A 24,220-nucleotide genomic window follows, 5' to 3' on the forward strand; every position below is an offset into this window, starting at 1 on the left:
TCATGGATTTTAACCAATCAACTGACGACAACCTGTTCGACCACGCCCGCATTATCGGCAAGCCCCATGCACGAATCGATGGCGTTCTCAAAGTAACCGGCCATGCCCCTTACGCTTACGAGCGGCACGATGTCGTGGCTAACCAGCTGGTGGGCTACCCCCTAGGCGCAACGATTGCCAGAGGGAAAATTACCCATATGGACGCCTCTGCTGCCCGCGCCGCGCCCGGCGTTGCGGCAGTCATCACTACCGTGGATATTGAACCGCTGAACCGTGCCAAGAGTAATATTGCTCGGCTGTTTGGTGGTGATACGGTCGAGCATTACCATCAAGCCATTGCCGTGGTGGTCGCCGATACCCTGGAGCAGGCGCGTGGCGCGGCGTCTCTGATTGAGGTGCGCTATGAAGAAATACCCAGCACATTTGATATGGAAGACGCTTGGCAACGCCTGCAGAATACCGGTGAGCCGATCGCCCACGTAGGCGATGTTGACGCAGCGTTCGACGCCGCACCGGTCACCCTGGACGAAACCTACCGTACGGCTTCGCAAAGCCATGCCATGATGGAGCCCCACGCTTCTATCGTTGACTGGTCCGATGGCGGGCAAATGACGCTATGGACCTCAAACCAGATGGTTGAGTGGACGCGTCAGGCGCTTGCCACCACGTTTAATATTGATGCCGATACCATCCGGCTGGAAAGCCCCTATGTGGGGGGCGGGTTTGGCGGTAAATTGTGGCTGCGCGCCGATGCGGTCCTGGCTGCCTTGGGATCGCGAGCGACAGGCCGACCGGTCAAGGTGGCTCTGCCGCGCCCGATGATCTTCAACAACGCCACGCATCGTTCCGGCACGATTCAGCGGCTGCGCATTGCCGCCGGTTCAGATGGCAAAATCACCGCCTTCGATCACGCGGCTGTCTCGCATACGCTGCCAGGCGGTAGCGGTGAAGATGCGGTGAATCAAACTCTCTGCTTTTATGCGGGTGAAAATCGCCGTGTGGCGCACCACCCGATTGATATGCACCTGCCTGAGTCGGCAGACATGCGTGCCCCTGGCGAAGCCTCGGGACTGGCAGTACTTGAAATCGCCATGGATGAAATGGCCGAGAAGCTGGGTATGGACCCGGTCGAGTTCAGGATCCTCAACGACACTCAGGTCAATCCTGGGGAGCCATCAAAACCCTTCAGCGACCGCCACTTTGTGGAGTGTTTGCGCAAAGGTGCCGAGGCTTTCGGCTGGGCCGAGCGTAACGTAACGCCGGGTGGTCAGCGAGAAGGCCAATGGCTGATTGGCCACGGGATGGCGGGAGCCTACCGCGGTGCGCCCACCATGACCTCGGGCGCACGGGTGCGCTTGCAGAAGGGGCGTCTGGTGGTGGAAACCGACATGACCGATATCGGTACCGGCTCCTATACCATCCTGGCCCAGACGGCGGCAGAAACCATGGGAATGGAGATGCAGGATGTAGAAATGCGTCTTGGCAATAGCGCCTACCCTGCCTCCTCTGGCTCAGGCGGGCAGTTTGGCGCGACCAGCTCCACCGCAGGTGTCTACGCCGCCTGCGTGGCCTTACAGGCAGAGATTACCAAGCAACTGAACGTTGACGAGGCACGCTTTGAAAACGGGCGGGTCCTGGCTGGCGATACTGATATTGCATTGGCCGACGTGGCGAATGGTGAAGAGATTGTGGCGGAAGACTCGATCAACTTTGGCGACTTCAAGGACAAGCTGGAGCTTGGCACCTTCGCGGCGCATTTTGTCGAGGTGGCTGTGCATGCCTATACCGGAGAAACTCGCCTACGGCGTATGCTGGCGGTGGTCGATGCAGGGCGCATCTTAAACCCAATCACGGCACGCAGCCAGGTGCTGGGCGGTATGACCATGGGGGCAGGCGCTGCCTTGACCGAGGGGATGGCCGTGGATACGGAGCGTGGCTTCTTCGTCAATCATGACTTCGCGGGCTACGAGATTGCGGTCCACGCCGATATACCCGAGCAGGAGGTGATCTTTCTGGATACCTCCGATGCGGCATCCTCACCGTTAAAAGCCAAGGGCGTCGGGGAGCTGGGGATCTGCGGTGTCGCGGCGGCCATCGCCAACGCGATCTATAACGCCTCCGGCGTGCGGGTACGCGATTACCCGATGACCCTTGATAAAGTGATCGACCAACTGCCTGCCGGGTAATACGTAGATAGGACGCTAGCGCGAATAGGGTCCGGGTCAGAGTGCTGACACCGGGCCTTTTTTACGGCTACTTTCGCTAATTGGCCCACTATTCAACTCCGAGGCTTGAGAGCAGAATTTTAAAGCTGAGTTTTTAGTTCGACACTGTAAGAGCTAGTCTTGAAGCCGCCCGGTGCTTTTACGCACGATCAGATGACTGCTTAGCGTTTGCTGCCGGATGGCCTGTTCGCCGCGCATTAAGTGAAGCAGTAGCTGCATGGCCTGTCGGCCGATTTCGTTACGCGGCTGACTAATGGTGGTCAGCTCTGGGTCGCAGTATTCGCTCAATCCGATATTATCAAAGCCGACCACGGACAGCTGGTTGGGCACGATTATTCCCAACTGGCGGGCGGCTTTAAGCACGCCAACGGCCATCTCATCGCTATGGCAAAAGATCGCGGTAGGTCGGGGCGTTTTCCCCTCCAGCAACGCAAGCCCTTGCTGATAACCAGAGCGAAAGCTGAAATTGCCCTCAACGATGCGCGCTTCATCATTAAGTTGATGGGAGGCAAGCGCATCGCGGTAGCCCCGTATTCGCGACTGGCAGATAGGATTGTTAGTGGGGCCGGAAAGTGTGGCTATGCGCCGATGCCCTAACGACACCAGATAATCAACCGCCTGGACACTGGCCTGATGGTTATCGATAGCAATTAATGGCAGGTCAATATCGCTAAAAAACTCACAGGCCATGACCAGCGGAAAGCCCGTCTGACCATGCGCCTGCCTGACCAGTGCTTTGGGAACCTCTGAGGTCAGCAGCACAATGCCATCGGCTTGGTTAGTCGAAAGCAGCCGAAAATAGGCCTCCGCACGCGCTGGATCGTGTTCGCAGTCGCCAATCAGTATCTGGTAACCCGCCTGATGGGCAACGTCTTCCATACCGCTAATAATCTCGGAGAAGAACGGGTTAGAAATATCCGGCAAGAGCGCCACAATGGTTTTGGACTCGGCGCGTCGTAAGTTGCGCGCGGCGATATTGGGCGCGTAGCCCACCTGGGTAATTGCCCGATTAACCCGCTCCCGGGTGGCATCGCTAACTTTTTCAGGCGCTGCCAGGGCGCGTGACACGGTCGCCGTCGAACAGCCTGCCGCTTTAGCCACATCCTTAATAGTGGGCACGCTTTGCGGCTGTTTGCTCGTTGACTGGGGGGTAAACATTGAACGGTGATCCTGAGAAAACGTGCCGTAATAAGCGGGTGGTTAAATTCGATTTTGGCGCGCTATGGCCTGAAATGTAAATGATTACATAATGCTCTGACCATTTTAATCGCCCTGTTAATCTTAACTTTATGATTAGTTTGGTAAGTATGTGCAGCTTTATTACACGACTTTTATTTATTCTTTAGTCTAAAGATTAGCTGGCTGACAGGCATTTTACGCCCTGTAAAATCATTTTAATCAGCATATTACCTTTTTTCTTTGTGTTTTAGGTTCAGCTTGACCGCCTTTCTTTGCTCTGCTGGAATGTAATCCATTACATCGTCATGTCAACGCTGATTGCTGACGCTACAACAACAAGACAAATGAGGTGGATGATGAAGACCCTTAAAGGGCCTGCGCTCTTTCTCGCCCAGTATATTGGCGATCAACCCCCTTTTGATAGCTTGGAGAGTATCGCCCGCTGGGCGTCAACCCTGGGTTTTAAAGCGGTTCAAATGCCCACGCTGGATAAGCGGTTTTTTGATCTTGAACGGGCAGCGGAAAGCCAGGCGTATTGTCAGGACATTCAGACCCTTTTAGCGGGTTATGGCCTAGAGATTTGTGAACTGTCCACTCACCTGCAGGGCCAATTGGTGGCCGTGCATCCGGTTTATGACAGGCTGTTTGATGGATTCGCCCCACCTGAACTGCACGGCGACCCTATCGCACGTCAGGCCTGGGCTGTCGAGCAGCTAAAGCTTGCTGCCCAAGCCAGCGCCAATCTGGGTTTGAAAGCGCATGCCACGTTCTCTGGCTCGCTGCTCTGGCCGTTCCTTTATCCTTGGCCGCAGCGCCCGGCCGGGCTGGTTGAAGACGGGTTCGCCGAGCTTGCCAAGCGCTGGCAGCCCATTCTGGACGCCTTTGATGCCGCTGGCGTGGATTTATGTTTTGAAATTCATCCCGGTGAAGACCTGCACGATGGCGCGACCTTTGAGCGTTTTTTAGCCGCCGTGGACCATCACCCGCGCTGCTGCATGCTGTATGACCCTTCGCATTTGGTGCTTCAACAGCTTGATCACCTTGCCTTTCTTGATCGTTATCACCCGTATATCCGCATGTTTCATGTTAAGGATGCCGAGTTTCATCCTACCGCCCAGCAGGGCGTTTACGGCGGCTACACCTCTTGGGTCGAGCGGGCAGGCCGCTTTCGCTCCCTGGGCGATGGGCAGGTCGATTTCAAAGCGGTGTTCTCGAAACTGGCCCAGTACGATTTTGACGGCTGGGCGGTCATCGAGTGGGAGTGTGCGCTCAAGCATCCTGAGCAGGGCGCGGCGGAAGGCGTCACGTTCGTGAATGAGCACATTATCCAGGTGACCGACCGCGCGTTTGATGACTTTGCCGATGCCGGGACGGATCGTGAGGCTAATCGCACGCTGCTGGGTCTCGGCTAAACCACGCTCAGGGGTTAGATAATGACAACAACCAACGACACGCCACGCAGACTTCGCCTCGCCATGATAGGCGGCGGCCAAGGCGCCTTTATTGGTGGTGTGCACCGTATGGCGGCGCGCCTGGACGACCGCTTTGAGCTGGTGGCCGGGGCTTTTTCATCCCAGGCCGAGCGCAACCTGGCGACTGCCAACGAGCTAGGCATTGATGAGCAGCGCTGCTATGCCGACTACGCAGCGCTGTTGGCAGGCGAAGCTGCCCGCGAAGATGGCGCTCAGGTCGTGGCGATTGTGACCCCCAACCACCTGCATCACTCGGCGGCGCTGGCAAGCCTGGAAGCGGGCTTTCACGTGGTGTGTGAAAAACCCATGACGCTCAGCGTTGCGGAAGCCGAACAGTTGGCCCAAGCGGCTGAGAAAAGCGCTCGCCACTTTGTATTAATGCATAACTACGCGGGTTATCCACTGGTGCAACATGCCCGTGAATTGATTGCAGGCGGCGTGCTAGGGCAGCTTCGCCACGTGCAGGTTGAATATATTCAGGAGTGGTTAAGCGAACCTCCAGAAGCCGATAATCGCCAGGCCGCTTGGCGGCTGGATCCCGCACAAGCGGGCGCTGCTGGCTGCCTGGGAGATATCGGCGTACATGCTTTTCAGTTGGCTCAATTTATTAGCGGCCAACGTGTCAGTGAGGTCAGCGCTGAGTTGGTGACTGCCGTACCGGGCCGGGCGCTTGACGATAACGTTCAGGCACTGCTGCGCTTCAACGGCGGGGCGCGAGGCATGTTGTGGGCAAGCCAAACGGCCGCCGGTTACGAAAACGCGTTAACCATTCGCGTTATCGGCGAGAAGGCCAGCCTGCAATGGGCCCAGGAGCAGCCCAATGAGCTGTGGTTGAAGCCGCTTAACGGACCAAGCCAGCGTTTAACGCGGCGCGATGACTGGCTAAGCGCAGGTGTTGGTCAAGGCGTTCGCGTACCGGGCGGGCATCCGGAGGGCTACATTGAAGCCTTTGCCAACCTGTACCAGGCGTTAGCCGATGGGCACACGGCTGGTGAGTATCCCGCCTGGCTACCCGGCATTGAAGACGGCGTGGATGGCATGCGTTTTATTGCGGCCGCCATTACCTCGAGCCAGACGGCCGGCAGCTGGACGCCGCTGCATCTGGGTAACGCGTCAGCCACTTCCGGGGCGCTCCATGAGTGAGCCTATTTTAAAGCTTGAGCGAATAGGTAAAACATTCGGCCCCGTTCAGGTACTGGATGATATTTCCCTTTCCGTGATGCCGGGCGAGGTGCTGGGCATTCTGGGGGAAAATGGCGCTGGAAAATCCACGCTGTTAAAGATCATCAGCGGTATTTACACGCCAACGGTGGGCACGATCCACCTGAATGGCCAGCTATTCAGCGCGTTAGACCCGATCACGGCGCGTTTTCACGGCGTGGCGATGATCCCCCAGGAATTCAATTTAATCCCCACGCTGCGCGTCTATGAAAATGTCTTCTTGGGGCAGGAAGTACGCCGTAACGGATTCCTTGACCACGCCGGGATGCGGAAGCGCACCCAGGAACTGCTCAGCTCATTAGAAGTGGACCTGGACCCAGAGCTTCCCATTGAGCGGCTAAGCGTTGCCCAAAAGCAGATGGTAGAAGTGGCCAGGGTACTGGTTAACGACGCGCGAGTGCTGATTCTGGATGAGCCAACGACGGTGCTGACCGACCGTGAAGTAGCCGTATTGTTCAGGGTGGTGCGTGCGCTGGTCGCCAAGGGCGTCACGATTTTATTTATTTCTCACAAGCTGAAAGAGGTCAAAGACCTGTGTGACCGGCTGCTGATTTTACGGGACGGCCAGCAGGTAGAGCTGTGCGAGACCGCGACGCTTGATGAAGAGGACATGGCGCGCAAAATGGTCGGGCGTGAGCTGTCACAAATTTATCCTGAGAAGCTCGCGCAACGTGCTGACAATACGCCACCCGCGCTGCGGGTGCGGGGCTTAAGCCTTAAAGACCAGCTCAAGGACATCAACCTTGAAGTGCGCCGTGGCGAAGTGCTGGGGCTTGCCGGGCTGGTAGGTGCGGGGCGCACCGAAATTGCTGAAACCATCATGGGGCTGCACCGCAAAGAGCAGGGCGAGATATTTATCGATGGTGAGCTTGTAGATGTTCGATCACCCAACGAAGCCCACGCCCATGGCTTGGCGTATCTGTCGGAAGACCGCCAGGGCAAAGGGCTGATTCTCTCGTTTAACGTCATGCAGAACATTACCGCCCTTAGCCTGAAACGCTATGTACGCGGTTTTATTCAGCATCGCGCTGAGCGTCGACGTGCAGAGCACTATCAGCAACGCCTATCGATCAAGGCGTCCAACCTGGCGGCACCGGTTAGCTTGTTGAGTGGTGGCAACCAGCAGAAAGTCTACTTCTCAAAGCTACTGGATATTGAGCCCGATATTTTGATTCTCGATGAGCCTACACGTGGCATCGACATTAGTGCCAAGCAGCAGATCTATCGCCTGATTCGCGACCTTACCGAACAAAATAAAGCCGTTATCGTGATCTCCTCCGAGCTTGAAGAGGTCATTGGTATCGCGGATCGGGTGTTAGTGATTCGCGAGGGGCAAATAGCCGTCGAGCTTAACGGTGACGATATCAACGAAGAACAAATAATGCTGTATGCCGCTGGCGCACGACAGCACGCCAACCGTGAACAAGTGGGGAATAAAGATGGCTCAACCGCCTAATACCAAGACAATGGGAAGCGTTGCACGCCAAGGTCTGCGCAGGCTGCCCCTTAACGCGACGATTCTGGCCCCGCTGGTGGCGCTGATATTGCTGTTCGTGGTGTCATCCATCGCCAGTGAGTATTTTCTCGATACCCGCAATATCTCCAACGTGATGCGCCAGGTTTCCTATACCGGCATTATCGCCATCGGCATGACCTTCGTGATTATCGCCGGCGGGATTGACTTGTCGGTGGGGTCGATGGTGGCGCTCGTGGGCGTGGTTATCCTGTACATCATTAATAGCATTAGTGACCCTGTCCAGGCGGTGCTGCTTGGCCTGTTGGCTGCTATTGCTGCGGGCGGGCTGTTAGGGCTATTCAACGGTTTGTTAGTCACCCGGGGGCGCATAGCGGCTTTTGTGGTAACGCTTGCCAGTATGTCGATCTTTCGCTCGCTGGCGCTTTACTTCACTGATGCGGCAGTGGTTTCTACTCCCAATCCGCACTTCTCAAGCGTGGGCGGTGGTTACTTTCTGGGCATTCCAATTCCCGTACTGGTGTTCTTTGGCCTAGCGATCATTGCTCATGTGCTGCTGTTTCATACCCCTTACGGGCGCCATGTGTGCGCGGTGGGCGCTAATCCTCAGGTAGCACGCTACTCGGGCATTCGGGTTGAGCGCATTGTGCTCTCCACCTTTGTGATTGCGGGCATTTGCGTGGGGCTTTCCGCCATCATGCTGACCTCGCGGCTCAACTCGGTCAGCCCGAGCGATGCAGGTTACTTTTATGAACTGGATGCTATCGCCGCCGTGGTGATCGGAGGCACGGCGCTTTCCGGTGGGCGCGGCTCAATATGGGGCACGGTCATCGGTGCGCTGATACTAGGCATTATTAACAATATGCTTAACCTGACCGGTGTTTCCCCTTATTTACAGGGGCTGGTCAAAGGTGGCGTCATTTTGCTGGCGGTGCTGCTGCAGTACAAGCGTGCCTGATTCGTAAAAACGGACGTTAAAAACGGTCTTTTCGGTCGCTATGCCCAAACAGGGCCGACGATCACATTGGGCGGGATTGGCTCGTCCATCCACGATGCAAGAAAGGGAGCAATAACAATGACACTATCACGCCTTTTCAAGACTGCCGCGCTGGTAACGGCCATGGCGGGCACGTCCAGCCTGGCACTGGCCGACGACTACCATATTGGCGTCACCGTGCCGTCCGCTGACCACGGCTGGACCGCAGGCCTGTTATGGTGGGCACAGCTCGCCGCCGACGACCTCAGTGAAAAGCACCCGGAGGTGAGCTTTACCGTCCTTTCCGCCAACTCCGGGACAGCCCAAGTCTCTAACGTGGAAGACTTGATGATTCGCGATCTGGATGCGTTGGTTATTCTTCCACATGACCCGGCCACGCTTCAGGCGGTTATTTCTGAAGCCTACGATGAAGGCATCTATACGGTGGTGGTGGACCGCGAGCTTGAAACGCCTGCGCAAAACGTCTTTATTGCGGGGGATAATCCAGGCTTGGGCGATCACGCCGCGCGTTATATCGCTGAAGAGTTGGGTGGCGAGGGTAATATTCTGGTGTTGGAAGGTCCGCCCATTCCCATCAATACCCAGCGTGTTGATGCCTTTAACCGGGTGATGGAAAACTACCCCGACATCAATATTCTGGCCTCCCAAACGACCAACTGGAACCCACAGCAGGCACTTAGCGTAACGGAAGACCTGCTGGGCAGTAATCCCGACGTGGATGCCATTTGGGCGGGTGACGATGACGTATTGATCTCGGCCCTTCAGGCGGTTGATGAAAACAACCGCGATGATATTCAACTGATTGTGGGCGGTGGCGGTTCGCAGCGTGTTATCGAAATGATTCGTGATGAGCACCCGATGGTCAAAGGCACTGTTACCTATCCGCCGAACATGATTGCCTCTGCCATGGCGCTAGCGGTACACGGTGTTAAAGGCGAGCATCTGGGCGATATGTACCACGGCGTGCCGTCACGACTTATTCTTAACGCTGATCTGATCACCATCGACAATGTAGAAGAGTACTACGAGCCAGAAGCAGCCTACTAGGCATCCCGTTGGTCGGCTCACCGCCCCACCGAAACTATAAGTCAGCCGCCGCCAGGCGGCTGACAGCGTGTAGCTTGCGGTAACGTGTGCCAGTAGGCGCATGTCATCAGCAACTGAAAACACCTGCACTTCACCGACACCCAACCGGCGGCCCAGTTTAATCAGCTTGGCGTGGGCGATAATATCGTGATCGTCTGAAACTGCTCATCGATAAAGCGGTTTTATTTGGCTTTATGCATCCGGTACCCCTCGTGCAATAGCCGCTCAATGTAGCCCGATAGCTGCGCGGACAGCATGTATTACCTCAGATGCTGCTTGAGACTGGCATTGATACACCTTCCAATATCGCGGGGCATGGATCTTCCCGTTTAAAAAATGGGATTTAGTTTAAAAAGCCTGTTTGTTGTTTAATGGCTACGTATTTAACCTATGTTGTTAAGATTCGCATTTAATTATTTTAAGTTGATTGCTAGACAGCTAACAAAAAAAAATACTATCTTAGAGAAACAAAGTCAGTGAAAACAACTGATAAATTGTTCCAATTGCACGCCTATCGATATCACAACAACCAGATAATCTTATTTATCAGATCTTTAGGAGATCACTATGCGTCTTGTAAGCGGCGTGCACAAACGTGCACTATCCACAGCGGTGTTCATTGCGTCTGCTGCACTCGCAAGCCAGTCGGTACAGGCTGAAACACTGGATATTGGCGTTATGGGAGAGCTTGCCTCGTTTGATACCTCGCAAGTCTCTGGGGGCGTCTGGGAATCTCAGGTGCTCAGGGACGTGTTTGAAGGCCTCTTCAAAGAAGGACCGGATGGCGAGCTTCTGCCGGGCATGGCAACCGATTACGAGATCTCCGACGATGGCCTGACTTACACCTTCCAGATGCGCGAAGGCGCGGTTTGGTCGGATGGCGAGCCGGTCACCGCTGAGGACTTCGTGGTGGGTTGGCGCCAGTTACTAAACCCCGCCAACGCTTCCAAATACGCCTACATGCTCTACCCGATCGCCAATGCTGAGGCCGTTAACAAGGGTGAAGCGCCGCTGGATGCGCTTGGGGTGGAATCGCTTGATGATGGGCGCACGCTGAAAGTCGAACTCAATCATCCGACACCCTACTTCACCCAGCTGTTGACCCACTACACCGCCTACCCGCAGCCCGCGCACCTGGTGGAGGAGTACGGTCGACGCTGGATCGACCTGGATCATATCGCCTCCAACGGCGCCTTCCATCCGGTCGAGTGGATTTCGCAGTCCACCATCACCACCGAGAAGAGCCCGACCTACTACGACGCGGACGACGTAAGCCTGGATGGCGTGGTGTTCCACACCACTGAAGACCGCAATGCGGCGATCTCGCGCTTTCGCGCCGGCGAACTGGATATCATTCGAGATTACAATTCCGAGCGCTATGAGTGGCTCATGGAGAACCTGCCCGATGCCACCCAGATGGCCGCGTACCAGGGATCCTACTACTACGTGTTCAATCACCGCGACGGCCACCCGACGACCGACGCACGAGTACGCGAGGCGCTCAACCTCGCTATTCGCCGCGACGTAATCACCGAACAGCTGATGAAGGGCACCTTCGAAACGGCGTATTCGCTCGTGCCGCCCGGCACCAGCCACTATGAGCAGCAGCCGATGGCGATTGCCGACGAGTCCTTTGATGACCGCATGGCCCGAGCCAAAGAGCTGATGGAAGAGGCGGGTTATAGTCAGGATAACCCGCTCAACCTGCGCCTGCGCTACAACTCCAACGATGAGCACCAGCGCATTGCCGTGGCGGTTGCCGCCATGTGGCGCCCGCTTGGCGTCAACGTCGAGATGGTCAACTCCGAGGCGACGGTGCACTACCAGTCCATCGCTGAGGGGGATTTCGACATCGCCCGGGCCGGCTGGATTGCCGACTATAACGACGCCGAGAACTTCCTGGTGCTGCTGCAAAGTGGCGTGGGTAACAACTACGGCGCCTACAGCAATCCTGAGTTCGACGCCATGATGGATGAAGCGGCACAGACCCAGGACCTTGATGAGCGTCAGGCGATTCTCGAGCAGGCCGAGCAGTTGGCCCTTGAAGACAACGCTCTGGCGCCGCTGATGTTCTACGTCAGCCGTAATCTGGTGAACCCGGCGATCTCCGGCTGGGAAAACAATATCCAGGACGATCACCCGTCGCGCTGGATCAGCTTCGACGAGTAACCGCACTGCGCAAGGCTGGTGCGGCCAGCCTTGCGCTTAGCTCCCTATTACTCCGATGTTAATCGCCCATGCCCCACAAGGGCGGCGAAGCCGTGCTTGTTCCAAAGGATGAGCCGCTAACAGAAAGTAGGAGGACTTATGCCCCATTTAACCCGTTTGGCGGTGGCCATCGGTGTCGCTGCGTTGACGCTTACCAGCCTCGGCGCTCAGGCAGCGACGCTGCGTATCGATAACGGCGCGGAGCCGGGTACGCTCGACCCGCAGCGCTCCAGCGGCGTCTGGGAGACGCGCATCATCCGTGAGATGTTCGAAACCCTGGTAAGCTATGGCCCCGAAGGTGAACTGGTACCCGGCCTTGCTGAGCGCTGGGAAATGAGCGGGGCAGGCGATGCACTGACGCTCTATCTGCGCGAAGAGGCGCAGTGGTCCGACGGAGAGCCGATTACCGCCGATGATGCGCTTTATAGCCTGCGTCGCCTGCTCCGGCCTGAAATAGCCGCTCATAACGCCCAGCTCTACTACCCCATCGAAGGCGCGCGCGCTGTCAATATCGGCGAGGCCGAGCCCGAGAGTCTGGGCGTTGAAGTGCTGGATGAACATACCCTGCGCATCCATTTCGAAAAGCCCACCGCCTGGTTCATGCAGGCGCTGGCGATGCCCGAGGCCGCCCCGCTCCCCGAGCACTACCTGACCGAGCAGGGCGAGCGCTGGATAGAGCCTGGGCAAACGCCGGTGAGCGGGCCCTTCATGCTTGCACAGTGGCAGCCCCAGGACCATATCACCCTGGCGAAAAATCCCGCCTACTACGCCGCTGATAGCGTGGCCCTCGATGAGGCGATCTTCTACCCCTTGGAGGACGCCAATACGGCGCTGACCCGCTACCGCGCGGGCGGGCTGGATATCAGCTACAGCGGGGTGCCCGGCCAGCAGTTCGCGTGGATCGAGGAGAACCTGGCGGATGCGCTGCAGGTAGGCCCGATGGTGGCCAGCTACTTCTACATGTTCAACATGGCCGATGATAGCCCCTTCAGCGACGTGCGCGTACGCGAGGCGCTGAATCTCGCCAGCCGCCGCGAAGTGATTACCGAGCAGTTGCTGGGGATGGGCCAGATTCCTTCCTACTGGTTCGTGCCGCGGGCCACCACCGGCGGTACCCAAGGCGAAATGACCTTTGCCGATATGCCCATGGATGAGCGCCTCGAGCGCGCCCGGCAACTGTTGACTGAGGCGGGATATGGACCGGATAACCCGCTCGAGGTCGAGCTGCGCTACAATACGCTGGATGACCACCGTCGAATTGCCGTGGCGATAGCCGCGATGTGGCAACCGCTGGGGGTCGAGGTAACGCTCAACAATAGTGAAGCCGCCACTCACTATGCCAACGTTAACGAGGGTAACTTTGAGCTGGCCCGCTACGGCATGGTCGCGACCATCGACGACCCCTACGACTTTTTGAATGCGTTTAGCAATGGCGGTACAGCGGCGCGCAGCACAGGCTATGAGAACGCCGAGTACGACGCCCTGGTTGCACGTAGCGACGCTATTCTCGATGTCGAAGAGCGCGCCGACGTGCTGACTGATGCCCAGCAGCAGCTGCTCGACGACTACGCGCTGCTGCCGCTTTACGACTACGTCAATTTGGCGCTGGTCTCGCCTAGCGTTTCCGGTTGGCACAACACGCCGCTGGACGTTCACCCGCTTCGTTATATCACGCTCGAGGAGTAGACACCGAGATGGCACAACACGCTAAGCCTGACCAGCCGTTCGCTGGCCATTATGGACGGGCAGAGGCAGACGCATGCTGACCTATATCGCCAAACGCCTTGCCATGGCGATCCCGACGCTTTTGATCGTCATTACGCTGTCGTTTTTCTTGATGCGCATGGCCCCGGGCGGACCTTTCGACGGCGAGCGCCAGCTGCCGCCCGAGATCGAGGCCAACCTGATGGCCGCCTATCACATGGACGAGCCGCTGTGGCAGCAGTACCTGCGCTATATGGGCAATCTGGCCCAGGGCGATTTCGGCCCTTCGTTCGTCTACAAGGATTTTTCGGTCAGCGACCTGCTGCTCCAGGGCTTTCCGGTCAGCCTTCAACTTGGGGCGCTAGCGATCGTGCTGGCGTTGCTGCTGGGTATTCCCATGGGGGTCTTTGCTGCCTTGAAGCGCAATACTGCGCTAGATTACACCCTCATGGGGGTGGCGCTGGGCGGCATCGCGGTGCCCAACTTCGTGATCGCGCCACTGATGGCGCTGTTTTTCGGCATCGTTCTCGGCTGGCTGCCGGTGGGGGGGTGGAATGGCGGTGCCTTGCCCAACCTGGTGCTTCCGGTGGTGGCGCTGGCGATCCAGCAGATTGCCTATATTGCCCGCATGATGCGCGCCTCGATGATCGAGGTGCTGGGCAGTCACTTTATCCGCACCGCCAGGGCCAAGGGACTTACCGAGCGCGAAGTGATTATGCGCCATGCCCTGCGCCCGGCGATGCTGCCGATCCTTTCTTATCTCGGGCCTGCCATCGCCGGCATTATCACCGGCTCGGTGGTGATCGAGCAGATCTTCGGCCTGCCAGGGATTGGTCGCTACTTTGTTCAGGGCGCGCTCAACCGGGACTACACCCTGGTGATGGGAACGGTGGTGTTCTACGGGGTACTGATCGTCTTGATGAACCTGATCGTCGATCTCCTCTATTCGCTATTTGACCCCCAGATCCGCTATGACGATTGAACGGAGCGCGTTATGACTTCTACTTATCACGCCACTGAAGAGCAGGCGGAGAATGGTGTTGGCGGCGAAGGCCCCAACCCGCCCAAAGCGCCGCTCAAGGGCGAGAGCCTGGGGCAGGAAGCCTGGCGTCGGCTGCGCCAGAACCGTGCCGCCATGGCCAGTATCATTTTGCTGGCGCTGATTGCGCTGGTCTGTATCGTAGGCCCGTTTTTGCTGCCCTGGGGGCTTGCTGAAGTGGACTGGAGCGCCTTTGGCGTGCCGCCCACCACCGAAGGTTTTCACCTGCTGGGCACCGACGCCAACGGCCGCGACCTGTTGACCCGAACACTTTACGGCGGGCGTATTTCGCTCTCGGTCGCGCTGGTAGCGACCTTTGTCAGCCTGGTGATTGGAGTGCTTTATGGCGCCATTGCTGGCTACCTGGGCGGACGCGTGGATAACTACATGATGCGCTTTGTGGACATCATGTATTCACTGCCCTTCATGTTTCTGGTCATTCTGCTCATGGTGGTGCTGGGGCGCAATATTTTGCTGATCTACGCTGCCATCGGCGCTGTCGAGTGGCTAGACATGGCGCGTATCGTGCGTGGACAGACCCTGGCGCTCAAGCGGCGCGAATTCGTCGAGGCCTCCCAGGCACTTGGGGTGAAAGACTCGAAGATCGTTACCCGCCACTTGATTCCCAACTCGATTGGCCCGGTGATCATCTATGTCACGCTCACGGTGCCCAAGGTGATTCTGCTCGAGAGCTTCTTGTCCTTCTTGGGACTGGGGGTTCAGGAGCCGCTGACCAGTTGGGGTGTGCTGATCAGTGAAGGTACGTCCAACATGCAAGGTGCCCCCTGGATGCTGGTCGTTCCTGCGCTTTTCTTGGCCGTGACGCTGTTTTGTCTCAATTTTCTGGGTGATGGGCTGCGCGACGCCCTCGACCCACGCACCCGCTAGGAGGCCAGAATGTCGAAAGTCCTACTGGAAGTCGATAATCTAAAAGTGGATTTTGAACTGCCCAACGGCACGGTCTCGGCGGTGAAAGGGGTCAGCTTCAGTATTGCCGAAAACGAAACCCTGGCGCTTGTGGGTGAGTCGGGCTCGGGCAAGTCGGTTACCTCCACCGCGCTGATGCGGCTGTTGCCGAGCCTGGCCAAGGTCTCCGGGGCGATCCGTTTTGAGGGGGAGAACCTTGTCGAGGTCTCCAATGCGCGGATGCGCACCCTGCTGGGCAATGATATCTCGATGATCTTTCAGGAGCCGATGACTTCACTCAATCCGCTCCACCCGATTGGCCGCCAGATCGCCGAGGTACTCAAGAAACACCGCAAGATGAGCGGCAGTGCCGTGCGCAGCCGGGTGGTCGAACTGCTGGAGCAGGTGGGCATTCCTGAACCGGCCAAGCGTGTAGCGAGCTATCCTCACGAGCTTTCCGGCGGGCAGCGCCAGCGGGTGATGATCGCCATGGCGCTGGCCTGCGAGCCGCGGTTGTTGATTGCCGATGAGCCCACCACGGCGCTCGACGTCACCGTTCAGGCGCAGATCCTTGATCTGCTGCGCGACCTGCAAAAGCAGTACGGCATGGCGATTCTGTTCATCACCCACGATTTGGGTCTGGTGCGCCGTTTTGCCGAACGGGTCTGCGTAATGTGCCAGGGGGAACTGGTCGAGAGCGGGGCGACCGAAGAGGTTTTTACAGCACCCCAGCATGACTACACGCGCATGCTGCTCGACGCCGAGCCCAGCGGGCGCAAGGCGCCGGTGGCCGACGACGCGCCGGTGATCCTGCAGGCCGACGACATGAAGGTGCGCTTTACGGTGCGCAAACGCCTGTTCGGTAAAAACGAATACTTTCAGGCGGTGCACGGTATCAGCCTCGATGTGCGTCGTGGTCAGACTGTAGGCATTGTCGGCGAGTCGGGGTCCGGCAAGTCCACGCTGGGACGTGCGTTGCTGCGGCTGTTGAAAAGCGAGGGCCAGCTGCGCTTTGAAGATACTGATATCACTGGCTTTGATAAATCGCAGATGCGTCCACTGCGCTCACGTATGCAGGTGGTGTTTCAGGACCCCTTCGGCTCGCTGTCGCCACGTTTGACGGTAGGCGAGATCATTAGCGAAGGGCTCAAGGTTCATTTCCCCGAGCTTGGCCGCCAAGAGCGCGAGGAGCGGGTGATCGAATCCCTCGAGGAAGTCTCGCTTGATCCCGCGATGCGCAAGCGCTACCCCCATGAGTTTTCCGGCGGCCAACGCCAGCGTATCGCGATTGCCCGGGCGTTGATCTTGAAGCCGGACTTTTTGCTTCTCGACGAGCCGACCTCGGCGCTCGACCGGTCGGTGCAGATGAGCGTCATTCGCCTGCTGCGCGATCTGCAGCAAAAGTATGGGCTCACCTACCTGTTTATCAGTCACGACCTCGCAGTGGTACGCGCGCTGGCCGATCACGTTTTGGTGATGAAAGAGGGCCGTGTCGTGGAAGATGGCAGCACCGAGGCGATTTTCGACCAGCCACAGAGCGCCTATACCCAGGCGCTACTTAAAGCTGCATTTTTAAATGACGACAAAGCAGCCTAGGCAAACGTCACCAGCAACCCAGCCCGACGCCATGCCGGGCTGATCCAAGGCATCTGCTAGGTTAAAGGTAGCTGGGTTAATGATATTGAGAGCCATATTTAAATCCGCCTTAGGGTGCTCGCTCAATAACTAAGGACAACCGGGTGGTGCAGGAAGCCCCCCTGCTGTTCAAGAGGCGGGGGGATCGTTGCTCTCTGACACTAGCCAAGCTGTCGCTAAACAGCCGGCAACGCATAGCCAGCGGTTACGTGAACGACCGGGCGGATATCATCAGCGGCGGAAAACACCTGCACTTCACCGACGCCCAACCGGCGGCCCAGTTTAATCAGCTTGGCGTGGGCGATAATATCGTGATCGCCTGAGGCGGCGCGTAGGAAGTGGCAGTTGAAATCGCTGGTGACCGCCATGGGTTCAGGGCCTATCTGGGCCAGGATCGCCACATATAGCGCCACGTCGGCAAAGCCCATCATCGTGGGGCCGGAAACCCTAGGGCCAGGGCGCAGGTGCTCATAACCTACGGTTAAGCGCATCGTGGCACACATCTCACCTACGCTTTCAATTCTGCCCATTCGCTGGGGAAATACTTCATCCAAGAAGTGCTCGATCTGTTCGACAGTCATGACGGTCATTGTTGTTATCCTTCATAAAAAAGCCCCAAGGCATATGCCTTGGGGCTAGTTGTACCATGAAACGAATTTACTTGGCTTTATGCACCTGACGCCACTCGTGAAGTAGCGGCTCGGTGTAGCCTGAGGGCTGTACGCGACCTTTGAAGATCAGGTCAGAGGCAGCCTTGAACGCGGTAGAGTCCTCAAAGTGACTGCTCATCGCAGTGTAAGTGGGATCGCCTGCGTTTTGTTCGTCAACCACCTTGGCCATGCGTTTGAGGGTTTCTTCAACGCGTGGTGCATCAACAATGCCGTGATGCAGCCAGTTGGCGATGTGCTGGCTGGAGATACGCAGCGTGGCGCGGTCTTCCATCAGGCCTACATCGTGAATATCCGGCACTTTGGAGCAGCCAACGCCGTGCTCTACCCAGCGGACTACGTAGCCGAGAATGCCCTGGCAATTGTTGTCCAATTCTTGCTGGATTTCTTCATCAGACCAATTAGCGTTTTCCGCCACCGGCACGCTTAACAGGTCATCTAGGAAGTCCGGTTCGCCCTGGGCTTCCAGTTCGCGCTGAACATCGCTGACATCTACCTGATGATAGTGCAACGCGTGTAGGGCTGCTGCTGTGGGTGAAGGAACCCAGGCGGTATTGGCACCGGCTTTAGGATGCCCTATCTTCTGCTCCAACATATTGTGCATTAGGTCAGGCATGGCCCACATGCCTTTACCAATCTGGGCGCGCCCACGCAGGCCGCAAGCAAGGCCTACCTGCACATTGCTCTTCTCGTACGCCTGAATCCAGTCAGCGCTTTTCATATCACCTTTACGCACCATGGGACCCGCTTCCATGGCGGTATGCATTTCATCACCCGTACGATCCAGGAAGCCGGTATTAATAAATGCCACACGCGAAGAGGCCTCGGCAATACATGCCTTGAGGTTGACGGTAGTACGGCGCTCTTCGTCCATGATGCCCATTTTAATCGTGTCGCGGCTCATGCCGAGAATATCCTCAACGCGACCAAACAATTCGTTGGCGAAGGCGACTTCGGCAGGGCCGTGCATTTTGGGCTTGACGATATACACAGAGCCAGTTCGCGAGTTGCGAGGCTGGTCGGCATCTTTTTTCAGGTCATGCAGGGCAAGCAATGACGTCACTACGGCGTCCAGAATTCCTTCAGGCAGCTCGTTACCCTCAGCATCCAGAATGGCCGGGGTGGTCATCAGGTGCCCCACGTTGCGCACGAACATCAGCGAACGGCCGGGCAGGGTGATCTTGCCACCTTCGGTGGTCTGCCAAGTGCGGTCAGCGTTGAGCTTACGGGTAAAGGTCTTGTCGCCTTTCTCGATACTTTCTTCCAGGTCGCCTTTCATCAGTCCAAGCCAGTTGCTGTAAACACCGACCTTGTCTTCGGCATCTACCGCGGCGACGGAGTCTTCGCAGTCCATAATGGTGGTGAGAGCGGCTTCCACGACTACGTCTTTCACGCCTGCCGGATCAGTCTTGCCAATGGCGTGGCTGGCATCAATCTGGATTTCCAGGTGCAAGCCGTTATTAGCTAGCAGGATGGTTTCAGGCGCAGAGGTGTCGCCAGTAAAGCCAATGAGCTTGCCTGAATCCTTGAGTCCGGTTTCCCGGCCGCCATCAAGCGTCACCACCAGGTGCTCATCGCGAATCGCGTATTTAACTGCATCGCGGTGGGAGCCGGTAGCCAATGGGGCCGCGCGGTCCAGTACGCCACGCGCGTAGGCAATGACCTTTTCGCCGCGCTTGGGGTTAAAACTAGTCCCTTTATCGGCGCCATCTTCTTCTGAGATCGCATCGGTGCCGTACAGCGCGTCATACAGGCTGCCCCAGCGTGCATTGGCGGCATTAAGGGCGTAGCGGGCATTGCTAACCGGGACTACCAGCTGCGGTCCCGCCTGCACAGCCACTTCGCGGTCTACGTTGGCGGTCGTTGCTTTCACATTGGCCGGCGCTTGCGCTAAGTAACCTACTTCCTTTAAGAAAGCGCGATACTTAGGCATATCAGTGACAGGACCAGGATTTTCTCGGTGCCAGCTGTCAAGCTGTTCTTGCAATGTATCGCGCTCTTCCAATAAGCGGCGATTTTTTGGCGCTAGATCATGAAATAAAGCATCCACACCGGCCCAAAAGGCCTTTTCATCAACACCAGTGCCCGGTAGCGCCTGCTCATTTATGAAACGATCTAGGTCGGCTGCCACCTGCAAACGGTGGCGCGTGATACGCTCACTCATAAAGATTCTCCTGTGAGGTTGCCCGTAGGCGGTATGGTTGCCCCGGACAGGTTGAAATATATTTATGGAAAATAATTCCACACCTGCTCGGGCATGTAAACAGCGTAGACCTTATCGAGATAAAATGCTCGACCAAATGACTATGTGAATGACTAAGTAAATAGCTATGTGAATGGCTGTGAAGTGGATTATGGAGGCGCGGCTCACCTGTCGCGTCTAGGCCAACGGAAAATGGCGTTATGGAGAAACAACGATGCGTGATTTCCAACATCTGGAAGGCTTGTTTCGCCACGCTTCCGACGAGACTTACCTTACCCGCCTGCTGCCCGGCGATAGTCTAACGGATGCTATGCAGGCGTATTTTCAGCATTATGGTTTAACAACGCTATTGCTCGATACCAGTGAAGTGTATGCAGGCTTTATTGATACTGGACGCTTTGCGTTGTGGTGCCAAGTGTGGAGTCCTCCTCTGCCGGTAGGCACTGCTTTTGTCGTCCATGGTTACTTTGACCATATGGGGTTATATCGTCATTTGCTACAACACATGCTGGCCAGGGGGTGGCGGGTTGTGCTGTGGGACTTGCCCGGCCATGGGCTTTCAAGCGGAGCGCGGGCGGAAATAGAGGATTTTGACGATTATCAGCATTGTTTGACCCATTTACAGACGCTCCTTGAGCGTCAAGGCATGGCACCAAAGCCATGGCTTGGAGTAGGGCAAAGTACCGGCGGCGCTATTTTGGCCACTGACGCACTCATACGCCGCGAGGATGCTGGTTGGTCAGGCTTGGTGCTGTTGGCGCCGTTAGTGCGGCCCTGGCGCTGGAGTCAGGCGAGTTGGCTACATTTAATTGCCAGCCCTTTTGTAAAAGCATTACCCCGCAATTACCGGCCCAACTCGACCGACGAGCAGTTCACTGAGTTTTTACGCGAACATGACCCGCTGCAGCCTGAACGCTTAAGCGTACTCTGGATTACTGCCATGCGTCGTTGGATGCCGCGTTTACTGGCCCAGCCCCCAAGCCAAGTACCCACCTTGATTTTGCAGGGCGAGCAGGATTTAACCGTGGACTGGGAGTGGAATCTGGTAGTACTGGCGGAAAAGTTTCCTAATGCCGATATTCATCGCCATCCCGATGCGCGACACCACTTGGTCAATGAGGCTGAGCCAATCCGTAAGGTGTTGTTTAGCGCTTTAGATACCTTTATTGATCGCATAGTGGCTCCACCAAATAAGCTGTGATTAAAAACATGTCACGGGGCGGCGCTGTTGGTTCATGGTTGAATCGTTACTCTCTCATGGTCGCAAGCAGGTCTCGATATGCTTGCGGCAGAGGCAGGTACCTGCATTGGCGCCCTAACAGGGCATTAAAACAAGATGAGAAACGCTCTCATGATTAATAAATGTTTTTAATACAATTAGTTATGGTTTTTTTTGCGCGGAGAGATAGACAGGGGCGATGGTGATTTAGGCTTAAGAACGCTTCTCAGCTTGGGCGTAGCTATCCCCCATTCTCATACTAAAGAAAAACGAATTGTTGCGAAACGTGATAGAAACGTGTAGAAAAGTAACTGAAAGAGTAGGTACATCAGCTTAGTGAATTATAAAAGTAGGCCAATTATAACGTTATTGTGAGTGTTTTTATTTGATTTTGTGGCTATTTTTAAAATTGAGAAAATGTCGGGACGGTTTTTTTCGAATTAGTAATGTAAGTAGGGATTACGTATCATTGCTTTGCAACAATTCACCGGTTAACTGATGTCAAGAATGTTTACGAAGGCAACAGCTAAGCGGTGCAGTTGATGGAGGGCTTGCCTGTACACGAAAGCACCGTAGGGCCGGTTGATGGTGTTATGAGTGTTTGCCAGTGATGAGTGTTCATCAATGATGCGTTGGCAGGCTGCGGGTGAGTTCAATACAGGGACAGGGAAATCACTATGATGTTCGTCATCAAAACGCTATTCGGGCTCACGAGACGCCGGAAGCAACTTATTCAGCTTTTGGTTGATACCTTCTTGATTGTCGCCAGTTTTTTGCTGGCAATGCTGTTGCGGCTGGATTCCCTGGCGTTTTTATCCAACGACTCAGTGTGGCTGGCGTTGCCCGTCATGGTGCCTGTTAGCCTGTTTATTTTTATTCGCCTTGGGTTTTATCACTCAATTGTGCGGTTTATGGGCATTAAAGCATTGCAGGCGCTATGTGCGGGGGTGCTGGCCTCTGCGTTAACGCTATATGTGGTAAGCATGGCGCTTAACCTGCCGGTACCTCGATCAGTTCCTTTTATTTATACCATGCTGGCGTTTATTACCATTGGCGGCATCCGCTTGGCGCTGCGACTAATGTATCAGCGCGGTCAGCAGCTGCAAAAAACACGGGTGCTTATCTATGGCGCGGGTGCGGCAGGGCGTCAATTGGTGGTTTCTCTACGCCATGGGCGCGACTACGAGCCGGTAGGGTTTGTGGATTATGCCCCTTTGCTGCAAGGGACGCACGTACAGGGGCTGAGGGTTTATAGCCCCGAATCAACACCCACGTTGATCGAGAATTTTGGGGTAGAAAAGTTTTTATTGGCTATCCCTGAAGCCACCCGAGCACGCCGCCAGGAAATTATTGAATCTATCGAGCCTTTGTCGATACCGGTGCAAACCATACCGGATATGGCCGATGTGGTGTCTGGCAAGGCCAAGTTCAATGAGCTACGCGATGTTCGTGTTGAAGACCTGCTAGGACGCGATCCGGTGCCGCCTGACCCGACATTGATGGGTGCCAATATTACCCATAAATCAGTCATGGTGACGGGAGCTGGTGGCTCCATTGGCAGTGAACTGTGTCGTCAAATTGTTCGACTGCTTCCAGAGCGGCTCATCATCGTCGACTCCTCCGAATACTCGCTATATAAAATCGATCAGGACCTTGCCCAACTGATTGAGAAAGATCATCTCAGCGTTGAAGTGAAACCTGCATTAGCCTCTGTACGCAACGGCGACGTCATTGAGCGCCTGATTCGCACGTTTGAAATCGATACTATTTATCATGCTGCTGCCTATAAGCATGTGCCTCTGGTTGAGTTTAATCCGGCAGAAGGGGTGCTAAATAATGTGTTTGGCACGATGGAGGTTGCCAAGGCCGCTATCAAGGAACAAGTCGAGTCCTTTGTGCTCGTCTCTACGGACAAAGCTGTTCGCCCTACCAATGTGATGGGGGCTAGTAAGCGAATGGCGGAGCTAGTCTGTCAGGCATACGCTGATGAACAGACAGATACACGTTTTTCAATGGTTCGATTTGGCAATGTGCTGGGTTCGTCAGGCTCTGTTGTTCCGCTATTTCGTCGCCAAATCGAAAAGGGTGGTCCTATTACGGTGACCCATCCCGATATCACTCGTTATTTCATGACCATCCCAGAAGCGGCACAGTTGGTTATCCAAGCTAGCGGCATGGCAACAGGTGGTGATGTATTTGTTTTAGATATGGGCAAACCGGTCAAGATAGTAGAGCTTGCTACTCGAATGGTGAAGCTCTCCGGACTGAGCTATCGCTTTATGTCCGTGCCGGACGATGCGCAAACAGCTGCGGTTCGTGAAAACGAAATATCAGGTGATAAAAAAGGCGAAATAGCCATCCGGTTTACTGGTTTGCGTCCCGGTGAAAAGCTTTATGAAGAATTGCTCGCCACGGATAGTGCAGAGAAAACCCGACATCCCAGAATAATGACCGCCTCAGAGGACTTTCTGCCTTGGGTGGCGCTTGAGCCTTTGCTGGTGCAACTGGAAGCAGCCTGTAAAGAACAGGATGCCAAAAAAATCCGTGACCTGCTCATTTCAGCACCAACGGCTTATCACCCCCAGTCCGATATTGTGGACCACTTTTGGCTTTCCGAGTCCACGCAATCTCATGTCACTCAGCCTTTCAGTCATGTTGCTTCACATCCTGATGTCTCGGCGTCACCTGGGGCTAAAAGCGATAATCATTTAAAAGATCATCAACACTCTTATGCCAGGACGTCGTCGCCATTGGAAAGCATGAGAAATGCTCAGAACACAAGTCTACTGATAGACAGTGCTAACACTCGACAACATTAGTGCTTTTAAGTGGATGTTTAATGAGTTAATCCGTTGGTGTTTATCCCCGGCGGTAGGCTAAGTGATCAAGCCACGTTAGATGAGTGATGCCTCATCTGAATATAAAACGTTAACGGTGGACGCTGGGCTTCACTCCCATGCGGTATTAAAAATTGAACTAAATCT

General features: G+C 55.9%; 16 protein-coding genes. 13 read left to right on the forward strand and 3 right to left on the reverse strand.

What is annotated here, in order from left to right:
• The first annotated feature begins 2 nt into the window (after window positions 1-2).
• Window positions 3-2,186 carry an aldehyde oxidoreductase molybdenum-binding subunit PaoC gene (gene paoC, locus ACFFLD_RS15625; RefSeq protein WP_386041970.1) on the forward strand — a complete coding sequence of 728 codons (2,184 nt, stop codon included), beginning with the start codon at window positions 3-5 and terminating at the stop codon, window positions 2,184-2,186.
• 153 nt (window positions 2,187-2,339) lie between these two features.
• On the opposite strand, the gene ACFFLD_RS15630 is transcribed toward paoC, so the two are convergent.
• Complete coding sequence (locus tag ACFFLD_RS15630) at window positions 2,340-3,383, reverse strand: LacI family DNA-binding transcriptional regulator (protein ID WP_386041972.1); 1,044 nt, start codon at window positions 3,381-3,383, stop codon at window positions 2,340-2,342.
• A gap of 377 nt (window positions 3,384-3,760) precedes the next feature.
• Between ACFFLD_RS15630 and ACFFLD_RS15635 the strand changes: the two genes are divergently transcribed.
• The 10 genes from ACFFLD_RS15635 to ACFFLD_RS15680 all read left to right on the forward strand — a co-directional run bounded on the left by ACFFLD_RS15635 (window position 3,761) and on the right by ACFFLD_RS15680 (window position 17,107).
• A complete protein-coding gene (locus tag ACFFLD_RS15635) occupies window positions 3,761-4,816 on the forward strand; it encodes a sugar phosphate isomerase/epimerase family protein (protein WP_386041974.1) in 1,056 nt (351 codons plus the stop codon).
• Between the two features lie 21 nt (window positions 4,817-4,837).
• The gene (locus tag ACFFLD_RS15640) at window positions 4,838-6,019 is read left to right on the forward strand and encodes a Gfo/Idh/MocA family protein (protein WP_386041976.1); all 1,182 of its coding nucleotides are present in this window, start codon (window positions 4,838-4,840) and stop codon (window positions 6,017-6,019) included.
• Window positions 6,012-7,553, forward strand: a complete 1,542-nt coding sequence (locus ACFFLD_RS15645; protein WP_386041978.1) for a sugar ABC transporter ATP-binding protein — start codon at window positions 6,012-6,014, stop codon at window positions 7,551-7,553. The genes ACFFLD_RS15640 and ACFFLD_RS15645 overlap by 8 nt, the downstream gene beginning before the upstream one ends.
• Window positions 7,537-8,529 (forward strand): ABC transporter permease, encoded by a 993-nt coding sequence (locus ACFFLD_RS15650; RefSeq protein WP_386041980.1) that lies wholly within the window; start codon window positions 7,537-7,539, stop codon window positions 8,527-8,529. Before ACFFLD_RS15645 ends, ACFFLD_RS15650 begins: the two co-directional genes overlap by 17 nt.
• A 117-nt stretch (window positions 8,530-8,646) precedes the next feature.
• A complete protein-coding gene (locus ACFFLD_RS15655; RefSeq protein WP_386041982.1) occupies window positions 8,647-9,615 on the forward strand; it encodes a substrate-binding domain-containing protein in 969 nt (322 codons plus the stop codon).
• Window positions 9,616-10,221: 606 nt separating this feature from the next.
• Window positions 10,222-11,823 carry a peptide ABC transporter substrate-binding protein gene (locus ACFFLD_RS15660; protein WP_386041984.1) on the forward strand — a complete coding sequence of 534 codons (1,602 nt, stop codon included), beginning with the start codon at window positions 10,222-10,224 and terminating at the stop codon, window positions 11,821-11,823.
• Window positions 11,824-11,961: 138 nt separating this feature from the next.
• Window positions 11,962-13,548 carry a peptide ABC transporter substrate-binding protein gene (locus ACFFLD_RS15665; RefSeq protein ID WP_386041986.1) on the forward strand — a complete coding sequence of 529 codons (1,587 nt, stop codon included), beginning with the start codon at window positions 11,962-11,964 and terminating at the stop codon, window positions 13,546-13,548.
• A gap of 73 nt (window positions 13,549-13,621) precedes the next feature.
• On the forward strand, window positions 13,622-14,548 hold the full coding sequence (oppB, locus tag ACFFLD_RS15670; RefSeq protein ID WP_386041988.1) for an oligopeptide ABC transporter permease OppB: 927 nt from the start codon (window positions 13,622-13,624) through the stop codon (window positions 14,546-14,548).
• Window positions 14,549-14,560: 12 nt separating this feature from the next.
• Window positions 14,561-15,493 carry an ABC transporter permease gene (locus ACFFLD_RS15675; RefSeq protein WP_386041990.1) on the forward strand — a complete coding sequence of 311 codons (933 nt, stop codon included), beginning with the start codon at window positions 14,561-14,563 and terminating at the stop codon, window positions 15,491-15,493.
• Window positions 15,494-15,502: 9 nt separating this feature from the next.
• Window positions 15,503-17,107 carry an ABC transporter ATP-binding protein gene (locus tag ACFFLD_RS15680; protein ID WP_386041992.1) on the forward strand — a complete coding sequence of 535 codons (1,605 nt, stop codon included), beginning with the start codon at window positions 15,503-15,505 and terminating at the stop codon, window positions 17,105-17,107.
• 215 nt (window positions 17,108-17,322) lie between these two features.
• On the opposite strand, the gene ACFFLD_RS15685 is transcribed toward ACFFLD_RS15680, so the two are convergent.
• Both ACFFLD_RS15685 and ACFFLD_RS15690 read right to left on the reverse strand, forming a co-directional pair.
• Window positions 17,323-17,736, reverse strand: coding sequence for a PaaI family thioesterase (locus ACFFLD_RS15685; RefSeq protein WP_386041994.1), 414 nt, complete (start codon window positions 17,734-17,736; stop codon window positions 17,323-17,325).
• A 67-nt stretch (window positions 17,737-17,803) separates the two neighbouring features.
• Complete coding sequence (locus tag ACFFLD_RS15690; RefSeq protein WP_386041996.1) at window positions 17,804-19,978, reverse strand: malate synthase G; 2,175 nt, start codon at window positions 19,976-19,978, stop codon at window positions 17,804-17,806.
• Between the two features lie 253 nt (window positions 19,979-20,231).
• On the opposite strand from ACFFLD_RS15690, the gene ACFFLD_RS15695 reads away from it, so the two are divergent.
• Both ACFFLD_RS15695 and ACFFLD_RS15700 read left to right on the forward strand, forming a co-directional pair.
• Window positions 20,232-21,218, forward strand: coding sequence for an alpha/beta hydrolase (locus ACFFLD_RS15695; RefSeq protein ID WP_386041998.1), 987 nt, complete (start codon window positions 20,232-20,234; stop codon window positions 21,216-21,218).
• Window positions 21,219-21,913: 695 nt separating this feature from the next.
• Complete coding sequence (locus tag ACFFLD_RS15700) at window positions 21,914-24,055, forward strand: polysaccharide biosynthesis protein (protein ID WP_386042000.1); 2,142 nt, start codon at window positions 21,914-21,916, stop codon at window positions 24,053-24,055.
• The last annotated feature ends 165 nt before the right edge of the window (window positions 24,056-24,220 follow it).

It is taken from the genome of Vreelandella sulfidaeris (assembly GCF_042429665.1).
Classification (GTDB): Bacteria; Pseudomonadota; Gammaproteobacteria; order Pseudomonadales; family Halomonadaceae; genus Vreelandella.

Bases quoted from the DNA above. Each gene is read 5' to 3' on its own strand.
- paoC (WP_386041970.1), top strand. From the start codon at position 3: ATGGATTTTAACCAATCAACTGACGACAACCTGTTCGACCACGCCCGC.
- ACFFLD_RS15630 (WP_386041972.1), bottom strand. From the start codon at position 3,383: ATGTTTACCCCCCAGTCAACGAGCAAACAGCCGCAAAGCGTGCCCACT.
- ACFFLD_RS15635 (WP_386041974.1), top strand. From the start codon at position 3,761: ATGAAGACCCTTAAAGGGCCTGCGCTCTTTCTCGCCCAGTATATTGGC.
- ACFFLD_RS15640 (WP_386041976.1), top strand. From the start codon at position 4,838: ATGACAACAACCAACGACACGCCACGCAGACTTCGCCTCGCCATGATA.
- ACFFLD_RS15645 (WP_386041978.1), top strand. From the start codon at position 6,012: ATGAGTGAGCCTATTTTAAAGCTTGAGCGAATAGGTAAAACATTCGGC.
- ACFFLD_RS15650 (WP_386041980.1), top strand. From the start codon at position 7,537: ATGGCTCAACCGCCTAATACCAAGACAATGGGAAGCGTTGCACGCCAA.
- ACFFLD_RS15655 (WP_386041982.1), top strand. From the start codon at position 8,647: ATGACACTATCACGCCTTTTCAAGACTGCCGCGCTGGTAACGGCCATG.
- ACFFLD_RS15660 (WP_386041984.1), top strand. From the start codon at position 10,222: ATGCGTCTTGTAAGCGGCGTGCACAAACGTGCACTATCCACAGCGGTG.
- ACFFLD_RS15665 (WP_386041986.1), top strand. From the start codon at position 11,962: ATGCCCCATTTAACCCGTTTGGCGGTGGCCATCGGTGTCGCTGCGTTG.
- oppB (WP_386041988.1), top strand. From the start codon at position 13,622: ATGCTGACCTATATCGCCAAACGCCTTGCCATGGCGATCCCGACGCTT.
- ACFFLD_RS15675 (WP_386041990.1), top strand. From the start codon at position 14,561: ATGACTTCTACTTATCACGCCACTGAAGAGCAGGCGGAGAATGGTGTT.
- ACFFLD_RS15680 (WP_386041992.1), top strand. From the start codon at position 15,503: ATGTCGAAAGTCCTACTGGAAGTCGATAATCTAAAAGTGGATTTTGAA.
- ACFFLD_RS15685 (WP_386041994.1), bottom strand. From the start codon at position 17,736: ATGACCGTCATGACTGTCGAACAGATCGAGCACTTCTTGGATGAAGTA.
- ACFFLD_RS15690 (WP_386041996.1), bottom strand. From the start codon at position 19,978: ATGAGTGAGCGTATCACGCGCCACCGTTTGCAGGTGGCAGCCGACCTA.
- ACFFLD_RS15695 (WP_386041998.1), top strand. From the start codon at position 20,232: ATGCGTGATTTCCAACATCTGGAAGGCTTGTTTCGCCACGCTTCCGAC.
- ACFFLD_RS15700 (WP_386042000.1), top strand. From the start codon at position 21,914: ATGATGTTCGTCATCAAAACGCTATTCGGGCTCACGAGACGCCGGAAG.